General features: G+C 72.3%; 14 protein-coding genes. 4 read left to right on the forward strand and 10 right to left on the reverse strand.

What is annotated here, in order from left to right; all coding sequences use genetic code 11:
* Nucleotides 1–10: 10 nt before the first annotated feature.
* The 5 genes from EV383_RS25675 to EV383_RS25695 form a co-directional block, all read right to left on the reverse strand.
* Nucleotides 11–1,393 (reverse strand): NAD-dependent succinate-semialdehyde dehydrogenase, encoded by a 1,383-nt coding sequence (locus tag EV383_RS25675; protein WP_130292300.1) that lies wholly within the window; start codon nucleotides 1,391–1,393, stop codon nucleotides 11–13.
* A gap of 121 nt (nucleotides 1,394–1,514) precedes the next feature.
* Complete coding sequence (locus tag EV383_RS25680; RefSeq protein WP_242623513.1) at nucleotides 1,515–4,067, reverse strand: bifunctional FO biosynthesis protein CofGH; 2,553 nt, start codon at nucleotides 4,065–4,067, stop codon at nucleotides 1,515–1,517.
* 236 nt (nucleotides 4,068–4,303) lie between these two features.
* Nucleotides 4,304–5,149 (reverse strand): serine/threonine-protein kinase, encoded by an 846-nt coding sequence (locus tag EV383_RS25685; protein ID WP_165438503.1) that lies wholly within the window; start codon nucleotides 5,147–5,149, stop codon nucleotides 4,304–4,306.
* Complete coding sequence (gene xth / locus EV383_RS25690; RefSeq protein WP_130292303.1) at nucleotides 5,146–5,952, reverse strand: exodeoxyribonuclease III; 807 nt, start codon at nucleotides 5,950–5,952, stop codon at nucleotides 5,146–5,148. Before xth ends, EV383_RS25685 begins: the two co-directional genes overlap by 4 nt.
* A 73-nt stretch (nucleotides 5,953–6,025) precedes the next feature.
* Nucleotides 6,026–6,355, reverse strand: coding sequence for a hypothetical protein (locus EV383_RS25695; protein ID WP_130292304.1), 330 nt, complete (start codon nucleotides 6,353–6,355; stop codon nucleotides 6,026–6,028).
* Between the two features lie 324 nt (nucleotides 6,356–6,679).
* Between EV383_RS25695 and EV383_RS25700 the strand changes: the two genes are divergently transcribed.
* The 3 genes from EV383_RS25700 (at nucleotide 6,680) to EV383_RS25710 (ending at nucleotide 9,639) form a co-directional block, all read left to right on the forward strand.
* Nucleotides 6,680–8,896 (forward strand): NADP-dependent isocitrate dehydrogenase, encoded by a 2,217-nt coding sequence (locus tag EV383_RS25700; protein ID WP_130292305.1) that lies wholly within the window; start codon nucleotides 6,680–6,682, stop codon nucleotides 8,894–8,896.
* Nucleotides 8,897–9,004: 108 nt separating this feature from the next.
* On the forward strand, nucleotides 9,005–9,259 hold the full coding sequence (locus EV383_RS25705) for a ribbon-helix-helix domain-containing protein (protein WP_130292306.1): 255 nt from the start codon (nucleotides 9,005–9,007) through the stop codon (nucleotides 9,257–9,259).
* Nucleotides 9,256–9,639 carry a type II toxin-antitoxin system VapC family toxin gene (locus EV383_RS25710; protein WP_130292307.1) on the forward strand — a complete coding sequence of 128 codons (384 nt, stop codon included), beginning with the start codon at nucleotides 9,256–9,258 and terminating at the stop codon, nucleotides 9,637–9,639. Before EV383_RS25705 ends, EV383_RS25710 begins: the two co-directional genes overlap by 4 nt.
* 13 nt (nucleotides 9,640–9,652) lie before the next feature.
* Here the strand turns inward: EV383_RS25710 and EV383_RS25715 are convergent, their stop codons facing one another.
* From EV383_RS25715 to EV383_RS25730, 4 genes are all read right to left on the reverse strand, one after another.
* Nucleotides 9,653–10,960, reverse strand: a complete 1,308-nt coding sequence (locus tag EV383_RS25715) for a DUF2252 domain-containing protein (protein WP_130292308.1) — start codon at nucleotides 10,958–10,960, stop codon at nucleotides 9,653–9,655.
* A gap of 52 nt (nucleotides 10,961–11,012) precedes the next feature.
* Complete coding sequence (locus tag EV383_RS25720) at nucleotides 11,013–11,618, reverse strand: carboxymuconolactone decarboxylase family protein (RefSeq protein ID WP_130292309.1); 606 nt, start codon at nucleotides 11,616–11,618, stop codon at nucleotides 11,013–11,015.
* A gap of 305 nt (nucleotides 11,619–11,923) precedes the next feature.
* The gene (locus tag EV383_RS25725; protein WP_242623314.1) at nucleotides 11,924–12,253 is read right to left on the reverse strand and encodes a DUF3017 domain-containing protein; all 330 of its coding nucleotides are present in this window, start codon (nucleotides 12,251–12,253) and stop codon (nucleotides 11,924–11,926) included.
* Nucleotides 12,250–13,104, reverse strand: a complete 855-nt coding sequence (locus EV383_RS25730) for a bifunctional methylenetetrahydrofolate dehydrogenase/methenyltetrahydrofolate cyclohydrolase (RefSeq protein ID WP_130292310.1) — start codon at nucleotides 13,102–13,104, stop codon at nucleotides 12,250–12,252. The genes EV383_RS25725 and EV383_RS25730 overlap by 4 nt, the downstream gene beginning before the upstream one ends.
* Before the next feature lie 303 nt (nucleotides 13,105–13,407).
* Between EV383_RS25730 and EV383_RS25735 the strand changes: the two genes are divergently transcribed.
* Entirely contained in the window at nucleotides 13,408–14,067 is a 660-nt protein-coding gene (locus EV383_RS25735) for a GPR1/FUN34/YaaH family transporter (protein WP_130292311.1), read from the forward strand.
* 84 nt (nucleotides 14,068–14,151) lie between these two features.
* Here EV383_RS25735 and EV383_RS25740 read toward each other — a convergent pair whose 3' ends face one another.
* A complete protein-coding gene (locus tag EV383_RS25740; RefSeq protein WP_130292312.1) occupies nucleotides 14,152–17,493 on the reverse strand; it encodes an error-prone DNA polymerase in 3,342 nt (1,113 codons plus the stop codon).
* Nucleotides 17,494–17,683: the final 190 nt, after the last annotated feature.

Raw genomic sequence — 17,683 nt, forward strand, 5'->3', positions numbered from 1 at the left:
GTACGCAGGATCAGCTCGGAGCCTTGGCGGTACGGCGCAGGCGGGTGTTGACGAACTCGCCCATGCCCCACCGGCCGAGCTCGCGTCCGAAGCCGGAACGCTTCACGCCACCGAAGGGCAGGCCGGGCAGCGTCGTGCCGTGCTCGTTGACGTAGGCCATCCCCACGTCGAGCTGGTCGGCGATCTGCTGGGCACGTTCGATATCGCTGCTCCACACCGAGCCGCTGAGCCCGAACGCGACGTCGTTGGCGAGCTTGACGGCCTCGTCGGTGGAGTCGACGCCGTAGACCACGGCGACCGGCCCGAAGATCTCCTCCGAGTAGGCGTCCATGTCCTTGGTGACGCCGGTGAGCACGGCCGGGCGCATGAACGCGCCGTCGCCCTCGACCGCGTCGCCGCCGGTGTGCAGGGTGGCGCCCTGCTCGACCGCACGCTTGACCTGCGCCACGACGCCGTCGCGCGCCGCGACCGACGACAGCGGACCGACCCGGGTGCCCGGGTCCAGGGGGTCGCCGACCTGTGCGGACTCGAAGACCCCGACGACGGTCGAGACGAACTCGTCGAACCGGTCGTTGCTCACGATCATCCGCTTCGGCGAGTTGCAGGCCTGGCCGGTGTTGGACAGCCGCGCCTTGGCCGCGGTGGTGGCCGTCGCGGCGAGGTCGGCGTCGTCGAGCACGATGAACGCGTCGGAACCGCCGAGCTCGAGCACGGCCTTCTTCAGGTTCCGCCCGGCCGTCTCGGCGACCGAGGCTCCCGCCCGCTCGCTGCCGGTCAGCGAGATGCCCTGCACCCGCGGGTCGGCGATCATGTCGGCGATCTGCTCGTTGGTCGCGTACACGTTGATGTAGACGGCCTCGGGGACGCCCGCGGTGTGGAAGATCTCGGCCATGACCTCGGCCGACGCCGCGCAGATCGGGGCGTGCTTGAGGATGATCGTGTTGCCGACCATCAGGTTCGGCGCCACGAACCGCGCCACCTGGTAGTACGGGAAGTTCCAGGGCATGACGCCGACCAGGGGCCCGATCGGCCCGGTCTCGACCAGCGACTCCTGGGCGCCCTGCGGGTCCAGGGTCTCCGAGGTCAGCAGTTCCGCGGCGTGCTCGGCGTACCAGCGGTAGATGGCCGAGGCGAGCCCGACCTCACCGGCGGCCTGCTTGACCGGCTTGCCCATCTCGGTGGCGATCAGCGTGGCCAGCTCGTCGGAGCGGGCGTCGTAGGCGTCGGCGACGGCGTTCAGGATCGCCGCGCGGTCGGCGACGGAGGTCGCCCGCCAGCTCGGGAAGGCGCCGGCCGACTCGGCCAGGACGCCGGTGACGGCGCCGTCGCTCAGCTCGTCGAACTGCTTCTCGGTCTTGCCCGTGGTCGGGTTGGTCGTTACGTAGGCAGTCATCGCCCTCGATGCTACGTCGGGACGGACGCCGGGGCGCGGTGACGGATCCGCACACCCGTCCAGCGAACGGCACTCTCGTCGCCAAGACTCCGACGAGGGTGCCGTTCGCTGGGACGGGGGCTCAGGCCAGGGGGAGCAGGCGCGGGGTGGCGCGCGGAGCGGGGGTGAGGACCTGCGGCTCACCCGCGTAGGTCGTGGTGCGCTGGCGCACCGGGCGTCCCGCGCCGGTGGCGATCGCCGTCAGCTCCTCCACCGAGCGCTCCGAGCCGTTCTCCGACCCGGCCATCCGGCTGATCGTCTCCTCCATCAGCGTGCCGCCCATGTCGTCGGCGCCACCGCGCAGGATGTCGGCGGACAGGTCGTCGCCGAGCTTCACCCACGAGCACTGGATGTGGTCGATCCGCCCGTGCAGGGCGAGCCGGGCGAACGCGTGCACGGCCCGGTTGTCCCGCTCGGTCGGGCCCGGACGGGCCAGGCCCGCCAGGTAGATCGGCGCGTTGTGGTGCACGAACGGCAGCGGCACGAACTCGGTGAACCCGCCGGTCCGGTCCTGGATCTCCGCGAGTGTGCGCAGGTGCCCGAGCCAGTGCCGCGGCTCGTCGACGTGGCCGTACATCATCGTCGACGACGACGCGATCCCCAGCTCGTGCGCGGTGGAGACGACCTCGATCCACTGCGACGCCGGCAGCTTGCCCTTGGTCAGGACCCAGCGGACCTCGTCGTCGAGGATCTCCGCGGCGGTGCCCGGGATCGAGCCGAGCCCGGCGGCCTTGAGCTCGGTCAGCCACTCCCGGATCGACACCCCGGCCTTGGCCGAGGCGGACACGATCTCCATCGGCGAGAACGCGTGCACGTGCATCCCGGGCACGGCCTCGCGCACGCCGCGCACCAGGTCGGCGTAGAACGACACCGGCAGCTGCGGGTCGATGCCGCCCTGCACGCAGACCTCGGTCGCGCCGTCGCGGGCGGCGTCGGCCGCGCGGTCGGCGACGTCGGACAGCGAGAGCCGGAACGCGTCGGCGTCGCGCTCGCGCTGGGCGAACGCGCAGAACCGGCACCCGACGTAGCAGACGTTCGAGAAGTTGATGTTGCGGTTGATCACGAAGGTGACGTCGTCACCGACGACGTCGCGGCGCACGTCGTCGGCCAGGCGCGCCAGCTCCTCCAGGCCCGCGCCGTCCGCGGTGAGCACGGCCATCGCCTTGTCGTGGTGCGCCGGGTCGAGCAGCGCGGCCGGGTCCGAGGCGGCCAGGTCCAGGCCCGCGCGGACGTCGGCGTCGAGACGGCTGGGCACCGTGCCGGCGCCGGTCTCGCCGTGCCGGGAGCGCTGGTCGGCCAGCTCGGAGGCGACCTCGTCCCAGTCGCCGTAGACCGAGCCGAAGTCGGTGCGCCGGTCGTCGGTGCGCCCGGTCGTGTCGATCGAGCTGTTCAGGTCGGTGCGCCCGGTGGATTCGAAACCGCCGTCGGGCTCCTGCCACGGCAGGCCGGTGACGACCGCGTCCTCCCGGGCCAGGCCGTCCTCCCCGGCCAGCGCCGCGACGTGGGAGTGCAGGCGGGTGTCGATCCACGGCGACCCGGCGTTGACGTACTTCGGGTACGCGGTGAGCCGCTCGCGCATCGTGAAACCGGCCTCGGCGGTGCGGGCGGCCAGCTCGTCGACGGCCGGCCATGGCATCTCCGGGCTGACGTGGTCGACGGTCACCGGGGAGACGCCGCCCCAGTCGTCGATGCCGGCGCGCAGCATCAGGCCGTACTCGTCCCCGACCAGGTTCGGCGGCGCCTGGATGCGCATCTTCGGGCCCAGCACCAGCCGGGAGACGGCGATCGTGGCGGCCAGGTCCTCGAGGTCGGCGTCCGGGTCGTGGGCCATCGCGGTGTCCGGCTTGGCCCGGAAGTTCTGGACGATCACCTCCTGCACGTGACCGTGCTGGCGCGACGCCGACCGGATGGCGAAGATCGACTCGGCGCGCTCGGTGCGGTTCTCCCCGATCCCGATCAGGATGCCGGTGGTGAACGGGACGCCGACGCGTCCGGCGTCGGTGAGCGCGCGCAGCCGGACCGCGGGCTCCTTGTCCGGGCTGCCGTAGTGCGGCCCGCCCTTCTCCGACCACAGCCGCTCGGCGGTGGTCTCGAGCATCATCCCCATGCTGGCGGCGACGGGCTTGAGCCGCGTCAGCTCGGCCCAGCTCAGCACGCCCGGGTTCAGGTGCGGCAGCAGGCCGGTCTCCTCCAGCACCGCGATCGCGCAGGCCCGGACGTAGTCCAGCGTGGAGTCGTAGCCGCGCGCCTCCAGCCACTCCTTGGCCTGCGGCCAGCGGTCCTCGGGCCGGTCGCCGAGGGTGAACAGGGCCTCCTTGCAGCCCTGGGCGGCACCCTGGCGGGCGATCTCGACGACCTCGTCGCGTTCGAGGTACATCGAGTCCAGCCGGTGCGGGACGGTGACGAACGTGCAGTAGTGGCAGCGGTCCCGGCACAGCCGGGTGAGCGGGATGAACACGTTGCGGGAATACGTGACGACGCCGGGGCGCCCGGCGGCGACGAGGCCGGCGTCGCGGACCCGGGAGGCGTGGGAGAGCAGCTCGTCGAGCTGCTCACCGCGGGCGGCGAGCAGCACCGAGGCCTCGGTGACGTCCAGGGCGGCGCCGTCGCGGACCCGCCGCAGGGCCCGTTTCAGCGAGGACGCGCTGGGAGCCGCCTCCTGGGGAGCGCCCGCGTGGGGCGCCGGGGCCTCGGACGCCGCGCCGGCGGGCGTGGCGGACACGATCGGATCGGGCAGGTCAGCCATCCCACCACACTAGGTACCGATCACGAACCGCGCGATGGCCGTGATACTCACACGATCACCGGGTTCCGCCGGGAATACGCCTCGGCACGCCCGTGGGTGTCCCGCCGGGCCCTCGGGCGGGGTTCCTAGAGCAGTGCCAGGACGACCATCACGACGACGGCCGCCAGCAGGATCCCGGCCACGACCAGCAACAGGGTGCGCGAGCGTCCCAGGTCACCGGCGGCGGGGACCGGCCGGGACGCACGTTCGAGCAGCGCGTCGGCCTCCGGCGGCGACAGCCGCTGCTCCGGGTCGGCCGCGGTCAGACCGGCGATCGCCTCGGCCAGCGGCCCGTTCGACGGCGGGCGGCGGCCGGTCGCGTGGTGCAGCACCGCGCCCAGGGCCCACAGGTCGGCGGCCGGGGTGTCGGGCCCGCCCGCGCGGCGCTCCGGGGCGAGGAACCCGCCGGCGTCGGTGGCGCCGGCGGGCCCGCCGACCGCGCGGGCCAGCCCGATGTCGGTGACCACCGCACGTCCGGCCCCGTCGACCAGCACGCAGTCCGGGTTCAGCCCGCCGTGCGGGATGCCACCGGCGTGCACCGCGCCCAGTGCGGTCAGCACGTCGCGCCCGATCGACGCGACCCGCCGCGGCGGCATCTGTCCGTCGGCGACGACCGCGGACAGCGCCCGGGCGTCGGGCAGCTCGGTGATCAGGTGCTCGCGCAGGCTGCCGTCCGGGAGCCGGTCGGTGACCAGGTCCTGCACCGGGACGACACCGGGGTGCCGGATCCGCCCGGCCGCGCGGACCTCGCGCAGGAGGCGGTCCCTCAGTGGATCGTCGCCGTCGCCGGGCGCGGCGGGCAGCCGGATCTCGATCACCGCCACCTGACGTCCGGTGATCCGGTCCTCGGCCTTGTAGGACCTCCCGAACCCGCTGCGGTCGAGCTCGGCCAGCAGCAGGTAGCGCCCGCCGACGACCCGGCTGCGGTTCACGCCTCGTACCGGACGGTCACGGGAGCGTGGTCGGACCAGCGCCGGTCGTGCGCGGGTGCCCGTTCCACCACGGCGTCCTTGGCCCGGGCGGCGAGCCCCGGGGTGGCGAGCTGGTGGTCGATCCGCCAGCCGACGTCGTTGTCGAAGGCCCGTCCGCGGTAGGTCCACCACGAGTACGGGCCGTCGGTGTCCGGGTGCAGCTCCCGCACCACGTCGACCCACCCGTGATCGAGCAGGTCGGCCCACCACCGCCGCTCGTGCGGGAGGAAGCCCGAGTTCTTCTGGTTGGTCCTGTGGTTGCGCAGGTCGAGCTCGGTGGGGGCGATGTTGAAGTCGCCGCAGACCACCATCTCGCGTCCGTCGACGGCGCTGCGGTCGAACGCCGTGCGCAGGTAGAGGCCGAACACGTCGAGGAAGCGGTCCTTGGCGACCTGCTTGTCGGTGCCGGTGACGCCCTTGGTCAGGTACAGCGACGCGACCGTCAGCCCGGGCACGTCCACCTCGAGGTAGCGGCCCTGGACGTCGATCTCGTCGTCGCCGAACCCGATGCGGACGGCGTCGGGCTCGGTGCGGGTCAGCACCGCGACGCCGCTGCGCCCCTTCGCCGTCTCGCTGGGCGCCAGCGTCAGCCACCAGCCGTGCTCGGCGAGCAGGTCGGTCAGCGCAACCGGGACCTCGTCGGGCAGGGCCCGGACCTCCTGCAGGCAGATGGCCTCGGCGTCGGACCCGGCGACCCACTCCAGCAGGCCCTTGCCAGCGGCCGCCCGCACCCCGTTGACGTTGGCGGTGCTCACGGTCGGCATGCGACCACCCTGACGTATGACGCGTCCGTTCGCACCAACGGGGTAGCCCGTCCGCTCAGCACCGTGGGTGTGCTCAGCAGACGCTGCCGGAGGTCGCGGCCACGCTGCTCGACGGGACCCAGCCACCGTCGTTCAGCTTGCGGTAGCCGCTGTCGGTGACCGGCTGCGCGGCGACCTCGGTCCCCTTGGCCAAGGTCGCGGTCGGGGCCTCGGCCGTGCCGGGGCTGGGGCGCACCGGGACGCGTTCGGCCTGGACCGTCATCGTGCAGGCGTTGTCCAGGTTGTCGGTGGCGCTGCCGTAGAGCAGGGCCACCAGGGCCAGGCCGACGCCGAGGATCCCGACCAGCGGCCAGCCGGTGAGCCAGGACTTGCTGAGTCCCGGCAGGGAGAACCTGTTCGACATCGACGCGCGCTCCTCCCCTGCCCCGCCGAGCGGCGGTGCCACCCCACGGTATCGGAGCGGGCCCGGGACCGAGATCCTCCGCGCGGGGGTGTCGGCACGCGCCGGGAATCCATCCAGTACGTGCGTCCGGTTACTCTGCACGCGCATGTGGGTGCACAACCGATAGCGTGTGCTCAGCGGGGCAGCGCCGACGCCTGCTTCTCGCCCGTGGGCCCTCTCCCGCCCTGGTAACTCGCCGGGAACGGCCCGCAGGCCCGGATCATCGCCGGCGCGGAACGCCCCTGTGCCCTCTCCCGACGAGCCAGAGGCAGGCCGAAAGCAACGATGAAGCTCATCTACACCTACACCGACGAGGCGCCGGCGCTCGCCACGCACTCGTTCCTTCCGGTGATCGAGGCGTTCGCCGGCAAGGCCGGGGTCGACGTGGAGACCCGCGACATCTCGCTCGCCGCCCGCATCCTGGCCCAGTTCCCGGACCGGCTGACCGACGCCCAGCGGGTGCCGGACTCCCTCGCCGAGCTGGGCGAGCTGGCCAAGACGCCGGACGCGAACATCATCAAGCTGCCGAACATCAGCGCGTCGATCCCGCAGCTCAAGGCCGCGATCACGGAGCTGCAGGGCGCCGGCTACGACATCCCGGACTACCCGGAGAACCCGCAGTCCGACGAGGAGAAGGCCGCCCGCAAGGCCTTCGACGCCGTCAAGGGCAGCGCGGTCAACCCGGTGCTGCGCGAGGGCAACTCCGACCGCCGCGCGCCGGCGTCGGTGAAGAACTTCGCCCGCAAGTTCCCGCACTCGATGGGTGCCTGGGCCTCCGACTCGGCCTCGCACGTGTCGACGATGGACGACGGCGACTTCCGGCACTCCGAGACGTCCTACACCTCGGCGGCCGACGACACGCTGCGCATCGAGCACGTCGCCGCCGACGGGACCGTCACCGTCCTCAAGGAGGGCCTGAAGGTCCTGGCCGGCGAGGTCGTCGACGGGGCCGTGATGCGCCGCGGGGCCCTGCAGTCCTTCCTGGCCGAGCAGGTCGCCGACGCGAAGGCGAAGGGCGTCCTGTTCTCGGTGCACCTCAAGGCCACGATGATGAAGGTCTCCGACCCGATCATCTTCGGGCACGCGGTGCGCGCCTACTTCGGTGACGTGTTCGCCTCCTTCGGCGACGACCTGGCCTCGGTCGGCGCGAGCCCGGACGACGGCCTGGCCTCGATCCTCACCGCGCTGGAGAAGCTGCCCGCCGACAAGCGCGAGGCCATCGAGAAGGCGATCACCGACGCCTACTCCTCGGGCCCGTCGCTGGCGATGGTCGACTCGTCGAAGGGCATCACGAACCTGCACGTGCCCTCGGACGTCATCATCGACGCGTCGATGCCGGCCGCGATCCGCACGTCGGGGCAGATGTGGAACGCCGACGACGCCCAGCAGGACGCCAAGTTCGTCATCCCGGACTCGTCCTACGCCGCGCTCTACGACGAGACCGTCAAGCACTGCCAGGCCCACGGCGCGTTCGACCCGACGACGATGGGCACCACGCCCAACGTCGGGCTGATGGCGCAGAAGGCCGAGGAGTACGGCAGCCACGACAAGACGTTCCAGATCCCGGTCGCGGGCACCGTGCGCGTCATCGACGCCTCCGGGGCGACGAAGCTGGAGCACACCGTCGCCGAGGGCGACATCTGGCGCGGCTGCCAGACCAAGGACGCCCCGATCCGCGACTGGGTGCGCCTGGCCGTCGAGCGGGCGCGCGACACCGGCGCACCGGCGGTGTTCTGGCTCGACGCCGACCGCGCGCACGACGCGCAGCTGATCGAGAAGGTGCGCGAGTACCTCGGCGAGCACGACACGTCCGGTCTGACGATCGAGATCAAGAACGTGGCCGACGCGACCCGCTACACGTTGGAGCGTGCGCGGGCCGGCGAGGACACGATCTCGGTCACCGGCAACGTGCTGCGCGACTACCTCACCGACCTGTTCCCGATCCTCGAGCTCGGCACGTCGGCGAAGATGCTCTCGATCGTCCCGCTGATGAACGGCGGCGGGCTGTTCGAGACCGGGGCCGGCGGCTCGGCGCCCAAGCACGTGCAGCAGTTGGTCAAGGAGAACCACCTGCGGTGGGACTCCCTCGGCGAGTTCCTGGCGCTGGCCGTCTCGCTGGAGATGCTGGCGGCCAAGACCGAGGAGCCGCTGCGGGCGAAGCTGCTGGGGCAGGCGCTCGACGACGCGACCGGGGCGCTGCTGGAGAACGGCAAGTCGCCCTCGCGCAAGGTCGGCGAGATCGACAACCGGGGCAGCCACTTCTACATCGCGCTGTACTGGGCCCGCGCCCTGGCCGAGCAGACCGAGGACACCGAGCTGGCCTCGATCTTCGCCCCGCTGGCCGAGAAGCTGGCCGCCGACGAGGACGCGATCGTCTCCGAGCTCGCCGCGGTGCAGGGCGAGCCGGTCGAGCTGGGTGGCTACTACTACGTCGACCGCGCCAAGGCCGACGAGATCATGCGCCCGTCCGCGACGTTCAACGCCGCGATCGACGGGTTCTGACCACGCGCTGAGCCCCACGAACGGGACCCGGGGTGCACCAGTGCACCCCGGGTCCCGTTCGTGCTGTTCACAGCGATGGGAGGCCCACTCTGATGTATGTTGTGGTGTATGAATCGCACGAACATCTACCTCAGTGATGGGCAGCGTGCCGAGCTCGACGCCCGCGCCCGGGCGGAGGGGATCTCGCGTGCCGAGCTCGTGCGACGCATCCTGGACCGCGCTCTCCAGGGCGGCTCGGACGACCTCGACTCCGACCTCGCCGCCATCGACGGTTCGTTCGGCGCCCTCTCCGACGTCGACCTCACCGTCGAACGCGGCGACGGAGCACGAGGTGACCACCTGGAGCGAATCGCCTCGCGATGATCCTGGTCGACTCCGATGTGCTGATCGCGCATCTGCGTGCACACGAGGCCGCCCGTCTCTGGCTGACCGACGCCCGGAAGCGGACCGGACGCCTGGCGATCAGTGTCGTCTCCGTCGCCGAGATCACCGGCGGGATGCGGTCCGCCGAGCGTCGCGACGTCGTCCGGCTGCTCGACACACTGATCGCGCTTCCCGTCGACGACGCCGTCGCACGGCAGGCAGGTGAGCTCCGCCGCCGGTTCCACCGTTCGCACCACACGATCGGTATCGCGGACCATCTGATCGCGGCGACCGCTCTCGTGCACGGCTGCGATCTCGCCACGCTCAACGTCCGCCACTTCCCGATGTTCGACGGCTTGTCGGCACCGTTCGAGTGGTGACCACGGTCCCCGCTCAGCCGCTGGCGGAGACGCCCGGGATGCGGCCCTCGCGGAAGGAGTCGACGAACAGGGCGTGGTCCTCACGCACCTGCGTGGCGTAGGAGTGGGCGAACTCCACGACCCAGGCCACGAACTCGTCCTCCCGGCCGCGGACGACGTTCTCGATCGCCTCCTCGGTCTGGAAGTCCACCAGCGAGTGGTCGGCGTCGGAGTCGGCGACGCAGTGCACCTTCGCCGTCGCCCGGCCCAGGTACTCCACGACCGGCCCGATCTCGTCGGGCTCGGTGAGCTCGGACCAGTCCAGGTCGGCCTCGTAGGGCGAGACCTCGCTGACGACGAACCCGACGCCGTCGACGTCGGTCCAGCCCAGCATCGGGTCGGCGTGGGCCTGCAGGGCGCGCTGGGAGACCGCGGTGCGGTGCCCGTGGTGCTCGAAGTGCCCGGCCACCGACTCGTCGGTGACGACCCGCGACGGCGCCGCGATGTTGCCCTGCTTCATCGACACCACGATGTCGTTGTCCAGCGCCTGGTTCAGGCCCTCCACCAGCACGGTGTAGGCGGGCAGGCCGGCGCTGCCGATGCCGAACCCGGACCGTCCGGCGATGTCCTTGATCTCGTAGGCGACGCCGCGGTGGCGCTTGTGCTCCGGGATCGTCTCGACGTAGCGCCGGAACGCCTCGCTCGCCTTCTCCTTCTCGGCGTCGTCGAGACGGCGCAGCCCGGGGCCGTCGCGCAGGATCCGGTCGAAGCCCTCGGTCTCGGTGATGCCGTCGAGCAGGGAGACGCGGGTGCGCAGCTTGGCCAGCTCGAGGACCTGCTGGACCGGGCCGTCGGTGGTGTCCAGGCGCAGCGAGAAGCTGCGGTCGTCACTGGACTCGACGAACCAGCGGACCTGGTCGAGGTAGGCGCGGACGTAACGCTCGACCAGGTCGGTGATGTCGTCGTCGGAGATCGCCTTGCTCCAGCCCAGCAGCGCCAGGCTGGCCGCGAACCGGGTGATGTCCCAGGTGAAGTGCCCGACGTAGGCCTCGTCGAAGTCGTTCACGTCGAAGATCAGGACGCCGTCGCCGTCCATGTAGGTGCCGAAGTTCTCCGCGTGCAGGTCGCCCTGGATCCACACCCGCGACGTCCGCTCGTCGGCCCACGGGTCCTCGCGCTCCGCCGCGTCGGCGTAGAACAGGCACGCGCTGCCGCGGTAGAACGCGAACGGGCTCCCCGCCATCTTGCGGAACTTCGTCCGGAACGCCGCGGGGTCGGCGGCCATCAGGTCGTCGAACGCGGTCACGAGGGTGTCGACGATCAGGCCGGCGCGGTCGCTCATGGACACATACTGCCGTGATCGGCCCCCGATCGGGGGACCACATCGGACCCGGTCAGGTCCAGGCGCCGACGGCGCCCTCGGGAAGCGCCACCCGGAACACCCGCAGCTGCATCGCCAGCAGCGCGTAGTAGCCGACGAGCGTGGTCAGCTCGACCAGGCCGGCGTCGCCGAGCGCGTCGTGCACCGCGGCGTACTGCAGGTCGTCGAGGTCCCCGGTGCCCAGCAGGATCCAGGTCGCGTCCAGCACCACCTGCTCGGTCACGTCGCCGGACCGCACGGCCGGGTCCTGCGTCCGGACGGCCTCGACCAGCTCGTCCGGGACACCCAGACGGGCCGCGATGGAGGAGTGGGCCCACCACTCGAACGCGCTGCGGTGGTGCGAGGCGACGGCCAGGACGGCCAGCTCACGGGCCCGGCCCGGCAACGCACCACGCGTGCGCAGTGCGGCGCCGAGCTCCTGCAGCGGACCCCCGACGGCCGGGGCGTGCAGCATGGCGTTGAACGGGCCGGCGAGGCTGCCGTCGGGGGCGGCGGGGACGCCGCCGCGGGCGCCGCCGGTCAGCTCGGCGTGCACGGCCCGCTGGGCGTCGTCGAGGTCGTCGGGGGCCAGCGCGGGGAGACGGGGAACGGCCGGGCGGGACGGGGTCGAGTCGGACACGGACCCACGGTAAGTGCTGCGGCGATCGACTTCCCCCGGCACCTGCGGATCCTTCGTGATCGTTGGAACGAACCCTCACCCGGGGCCGGAAGGTCGTCTACCGGCCGGTATCATCTTGTTAGCGATGATCACTATCACTGACGCCCACCGGCCTCCGAGGCAGACGCCCGGACCGGGTCCGGCCGCACCGGTACGAGTGCGGCCGGCGACCGCCACCAGTACCGGGCCCGGACGACCGGGCAGCAAACGCCCGGCCGGCCCGCGCCGTCCGCCGACGCGCACACCCGCGTCGCCGGCCCGCAACCTCAGCTGACCGACAAGGACCCGCGGGTGATCGTCAGGGCCAGCGCCAGCACGGCGATCCCGAACCCGCCGTAGATCAGCGCATCCGCCGTCCGGCCCCGGATGGCCAGCAGGCCCACCCGGTCCGGCGGCAGGAGCACCCGCAGTCCTGCCGCCACGAGCGTGGCCAGTCCGAGCAGCGCCGCGCCCTCGCGCCAGTGCTCGGTCAGCACCCTCTGCATGCCGATCAGCGCCAGCGCCAGCACCAGCAGCAACGGCCAGTGCGCGGACAGGCGCGCCCGCAGCGAGTGCCCGGACATGCTGCCCCGGCCTCCACCGACCCCGGCACTCACGCCGACAGGTTCCTCTCGGCTGCTTCCACGACGTTCGTCAACAGCATCCCGCGTGTCATCGGCCCGACACCGCCGGGCATCGGGGCCAGCAGGCCGGCCACCTCGGCGACCTCCGGGTCGACGTCGCCGACGAGCCCGAGGTCGGTGCGGGTGACGCCGACGTCGAGGACCGCCGCACCCGGCTTCACCATGTCCGCCGTGATCAGCCCGGCCACCCCGGCCGCGGCGATCACCACGTCGGCGTCGCGCACGTGCGCGGCCATGTCGCGGGTGCCGGTGTGGCACAGCGTGACGGTCGCGTTCTCGCTGCGGCGGGTCAGCAGCAGGCCCAGCGGGCGGCCGACCGTCACGCCGCGGCCGATCACCGTCACGTTCGCGCCGTTCAGCTCGACGCCGAATCGGCGGCACAGCTCGACGATGCCGCGCGGGGTGCACGGCAGCGGGCCGGGCTCGTTGAGCACGAGACGGCCCAGGTTCGTCGGGTGCAGGCCGTCGGCGTCCTTGTCCGGGTCCACCCGCTCCAGCGCCGCGCCCGAGTCCAGGCCCTTCGGCAGCGGCAGCTGCACGATGAACCCGGTGCAGGCCGGGTCGGCGTTGAGCCGGTCGATGACGTCGGAGACCTGCGCCTGCGACGCGTCCGCGGGCAGCTCCTCCTGGAACGAGGTGATCCCGACCTTGGCGCAGTCGCGGTGCTTGCCCCGGACGTAGGCGTGCGAGCCGGGGTCGTCCCCGACCAGGACCGTCCCCAGACCCGGCGTGACGCCGGCCGCGGCCAGCTTCTGCACCCGGCCCGAGAGGTCCTCGAGCAGCTCCGCCAACGTCGCCTTGCCGTCCATCACCCGTGCGCTCACGCCGTCATCCTCGCAGAGCCGTCCGGGGCACCGGGGAAACGGCGTCGCCGGGTGGATGACCCACGTCACGGGTATGGCACAGGTGGGACGGTCGGGGCAAGTACCCCTCGCCAATCGATGGGTGCACGGGCCCACGTGCGACAAAAGGAGGGGCTTGTCCCCTTCGACCAGGCGTGACGCGGAGGACGCGTGCACGAAAGGTCGTGGGCCCGGTCTGCCCGTTCGGAGGGGCCGAAACAATCTTGCTGAGAGCAGAATCACTCTGCCGGTGTCGGACCGGCCCGATCTGATTGCGAGTATTTCATGAGCGTGGAGAGTGACACCGCGGGGGCACACGCCGCGGCCGCAGCAGCTGAACCGGCCGCACCCGCCGCCAACCCCATCCCCCTGGCCCTGATCACCGTGCTGCCAGGAGGTATCACGCTGGGCCTGTGGTTCGTCGGCTACCTGGACACCACGGCGCTGCCGGGCGGCATGATCCCGATCCTGATGTTCTCGGCCGGCATGGGCCTGATCATCTCGACGATCTGGGCCGCCCGGGAACGCGCGAACGCGGTCGCCGGCGTGCTGGGACTGTTCGCCGCGTTCTGGTTCAGCTTCGGGTTCCTCGTACTGGCCCTGAACAACGGCTGGATCATCAACGCGGGAACCGGCGAGGCGATCACCGCCGACCAGGTGGCGAACATCCAGGCGACCTACCTGCTGTCGTTCACGATCGTGTTCATCCTGATGACGCTGGCCACCCTGCGGCTGCCGCTGGCCTTCACCACGGCCTTCGTGTTCGTCGACATCACGTTCGTGCTGGCCTTCATCGGCGTCAGCGCCGGTGCGGCGGGCCTGTTCCCGATCGCCGGGATCACGACCTTCATCTTCTCCGCGGTCTTCGCCTACATCGCCTACGCCAACTTCGCCCAGGACCTGGGCGGCAAGGAGATGGCGATGGGTAACCCCATCCAGAAGTAGCCACCACCCGCTCCGACCCGACGCGGGCTCCGCCGACACGGCGGGGCCCGCGTCCGGCCGTTCCGGCCCGTCGGGAACCCGGGGCTACTGAAAGTCCCGTGACTTCACCGCGACGGCCAGCGGCAGCCGCTGCAGCCGGTCCGCGACCAGGTTCAGCACTCCCTCCGGACTGCGCTCCAGCCGTCCGCGCACGAGCAGGGCGGCACTGCCCAGCGCGACCGGGCGGTAGCGCGCCCACAGTCCCTGCGAGCAGGTCACGTTCAGCATCCCGGACTCGTCCTCCAGGTTCACGAACGTCACCCCGCGGGCGGTCGCCGGACGCTGCCGGTGCGTCACCAGACCGCCGACCAGCACCCGCGGCGGGGCGTCCGGCCCCGCCCGGCGTCCCACCGCGTCGAGACGGTCGATCCGGACGGCGCCGAGGGCGTCCATCCGCCCGCGCAGGTGCTGCATCGGGTGGCTCTGCGGGGAGACGCCGGTGGCCCAGACGTCGGAGACGGTCAGCTCGGCGTCGGTCATCCCGGGCAGCGCCGGGGCGTCGAGGCCGACCGCGGTGCCCGGCAGGTGCCCCGGGCGCACCCCGGCCACCACCCCGGCCGCCCACAGCGCCTCCCGGCGCTCGACGCCGAAGCACCCGAACGCCCCGGCCGTGGCCAGCGCCTCGGCCTGCGGTCCGGTCAGCCGGACCCGCCGGGCCAGGTCCGCCAGGTCGGCGAACGCCCCGGAGGCGTCGCGCTCGGCGTCGATCGTCTCGGCGAGGTCGGTGCCGATCGTGCGCACCTCGGCCAGGCCCAGCCGCACCGCGTGCCCGCCGTCGCTGCCCGGGTCCGGCTGCAGCGTCGCCTCCGCGCGCCCGTCGTTGACGTCCGGGTGCCGGACCCGGATCCCGTGCCGGCGCGCGTCGGCGACGAGCGACTGCGGGGAGTAGAAGCCCATCGGCTGGGAGTTGAGCAGGGCCGCGCAGAACGCGGCCGGGTGGTAGAGCTTGAACCAGGCCGAGTAGTAGACCAGCGCCGCAAAGCTGATCGAGTGGCTCTCCGGGAAACCGAAGTTGGCGAACGCCAGCATCTTCGTGAAAATCGACTCGGCGAGCTCGCCGGTGATCCCGTTGACGGCCATCCCCGCGTAGAAGCGCTCGCGCAGGTTCTCCATCTTCTCGGTCGAGCGCTTGGCGCCCATCGCCCGTCGCAGCTCGTCGGCCTCGGCCGGGGAGAACCCGGCGACGTCCACCGCGATCTGCATCATCTGCTCCTGGAACAGCGGGATGCCCAGCGTCTTGTCCAGCGCCGGCTTCAGCAGCGGGTGGTCGTGCTCCCACTTCTCCAGGTTGTTGCGGCGGCGGATGTAGGGGTGCACCGAGCCGCCCTGGATCGGGCCGGGCCGGATCAGCGCGACCTCGACGACCAGGTCGTAGAACACCCGCGGGCGCAGCCGGGGCAGCGTCGCCATCTGGGCGCGGGACTCCACCTGGAACACCCCGACCGAGTCCGCCCGGCAGAGCATCGCGTAGACCTCCGGGTCGGACTCGCCCAGCTCGTGCAGCTCGATGTCGAGCCCGTCGTGGGCGGCCACCAGGTCCAGCATCAGGTGCAGCGCGGTGAGCATGCCGAGCCCGAGCAGGTCGAACTTGACCAGACCGGCCGACGCGCAGTCCTCCTTGTCCCACTGCACGACGGTGCGGTCGGCCATCCGCGCCCACTCCACCGGCACCACCTCCGAGACCGGGCGGTCGCAGATGACCATGCCGCCGGAGTGGATGCCCAGGTGACGCGGGAAGCCGATCAGCTGCCCGGCCAGCTCGAGGAGCTGCGGCGGCATGTCCTCGGGCAGTGCCGCGGCCTCGAGGGCGTGCCAGCGCTCGACCCGCTTGCTCCAGGCGTCCTGCTGCCCGGGCGAGAACCCGAGCGCGCGGGCGGTGTCGCGGACCGCGGAGCGCGGACGGTAGGTGATCACGTTCGCGACCTGCGCGGCGTAGAGACGGCCGTAGCGCCGGTAGACGTACTGGATCGCCTCCTCCCGGCGCCCGGACTCGATGTCGAGGTCGATGTCGGGGTAGCCGTCGCGGTCCGGGGACAGGAACCGCTCGAACAGCAGGCCGTGCCGCACGGCGTCGACGTTGGTGATGCCCAGGGCGTAGCAGACCGCGGAGTTCGCGGCCGATCCCCGGCCCTGGCACAGGATGTTCGCGCGGGCGCAGAACGCCACGATGTCGTGCACGATCAGGAAGTAGCCGGGGAAGTTCTTCTCCTCGATGATCGCCAGCTCGCGGAACACGGTGTGCGCGGCGAACGGGTGCTCGGTCGCGCTCCCGTAACGGCGCATCAGGCCCTGCATCGTCAGCGCGCGCAGCCAGCTCGCCTCGGTCTCCCCCGGCGGGACGTCGAACGGCGGCAGGTCCGGTGCGACCAGGCGCAGCTCGAAGGCCAGCTCGCGGCCCAGCTCCGCGGCGCGGGCCACCGCACCGGGGTGACGGTCGTCGAAGCGCAGCGCCATCTCCGCGCCGCCGCGCAGGTGTGCCGCGCCGGCCGCGGGCAGCCACGGGTCGGCGTCGTCGAGGCTGCGCCGGGCCCGCACCGCGGCCACCGTCTCGGCCAGCGGCGCCCGGTCCGGGCGGGCGTAGTGCGCGCCGGTGGTGGCCACGGTGGCGACGCCCGCGGCCTCGGCGAGCGCGGCCAGCGCGTCGTTGCGTTCGGTGTCGGTGGGGACGCCGTGCCGGGTCAGCTCGACGCGGACGTGCTCGCGCCCGAACAGCCGGACCAGCTCGTCGAGCGCCGCCGCGGCCGCGCCCGGCCCGCCGCGTTCCAGGGCGCGCGGGACGGAGCCCTTGCGGCAGCCGGTGAGCACCACGACCTTGCCCGCAGTGTCGGCGACGACCTCGTCCAGGTCGTAGACCGGACGCCCCTTCTCCGCTCCGCGCATCTGGGCGGTGGAGATCGTGCGGCACAACGCCCGGTAGCCGTCCGGGCCGCGGGCCAGCAGCAACAGGTGCTCGCCCTCCGGGTCGGCGACGCCGTTCTGCGGCGCGGACAGGCCCATGCTCAGCTCGGCGCCGAACACCGTGCGCACGCCCAGCGCGCGGGCGGCGTCGGCGAAGCGGACCACGCCGTACATACCGTCGTGGTCGGTGAGGGCGATCGCGTCGAGGCCCAGCTCGAAGGCCCGCTCGACCAGCTCCTCGGGGTGCGCGGCGCCGTCGAGGAAGCTGAAGTTGGAGTGGCAGTGCAGCTCCGCGTACGGGCTGTGCGTCTCCTCGGCCGTCAGCGTGTCCGGCGGTTCGTAGGGGCCGCGGTGCGCCGACCACGCGGGCGCGTCACCGCCGTCGGCCTCCGGGCCGCCGCTCAGGCTCGACCCGGTCCGTGCCCCGGCACGACCGGAGAGCACGCCCTCCAGCTCGGTCCACGGGACGTCCGGGTTCTGCCAGCCCACCCGGGCCATCGTAGTCGAACAGATATTCGAACGACAGCGGACGGGAGTACGTGCGTGGCCGGCCGGGGGCTCCCCAGCGCCGGCCGGCCTCGCACGAGGACCCGGAGCCGCCCGGTGCCGACCGCTCCCCAGCGTCGGCACCGGACTGCTCCGGAAGGAGTGGAGCGGCCGGTCGGAACGGCCGCTCCCG

Origin of the sequence: Pseudonocardia sediminis (assembly GCF_004217185.1) — a bacterium.
In the GTDB taxonomy this organism is placed as follows: domain Bacteria; phylum Actinomycetota; class Actinomycetes; order Mycobacteriales; family Pseudonocardiaceae; genus Pseudonocardia; species Pseudonocardia sediminis.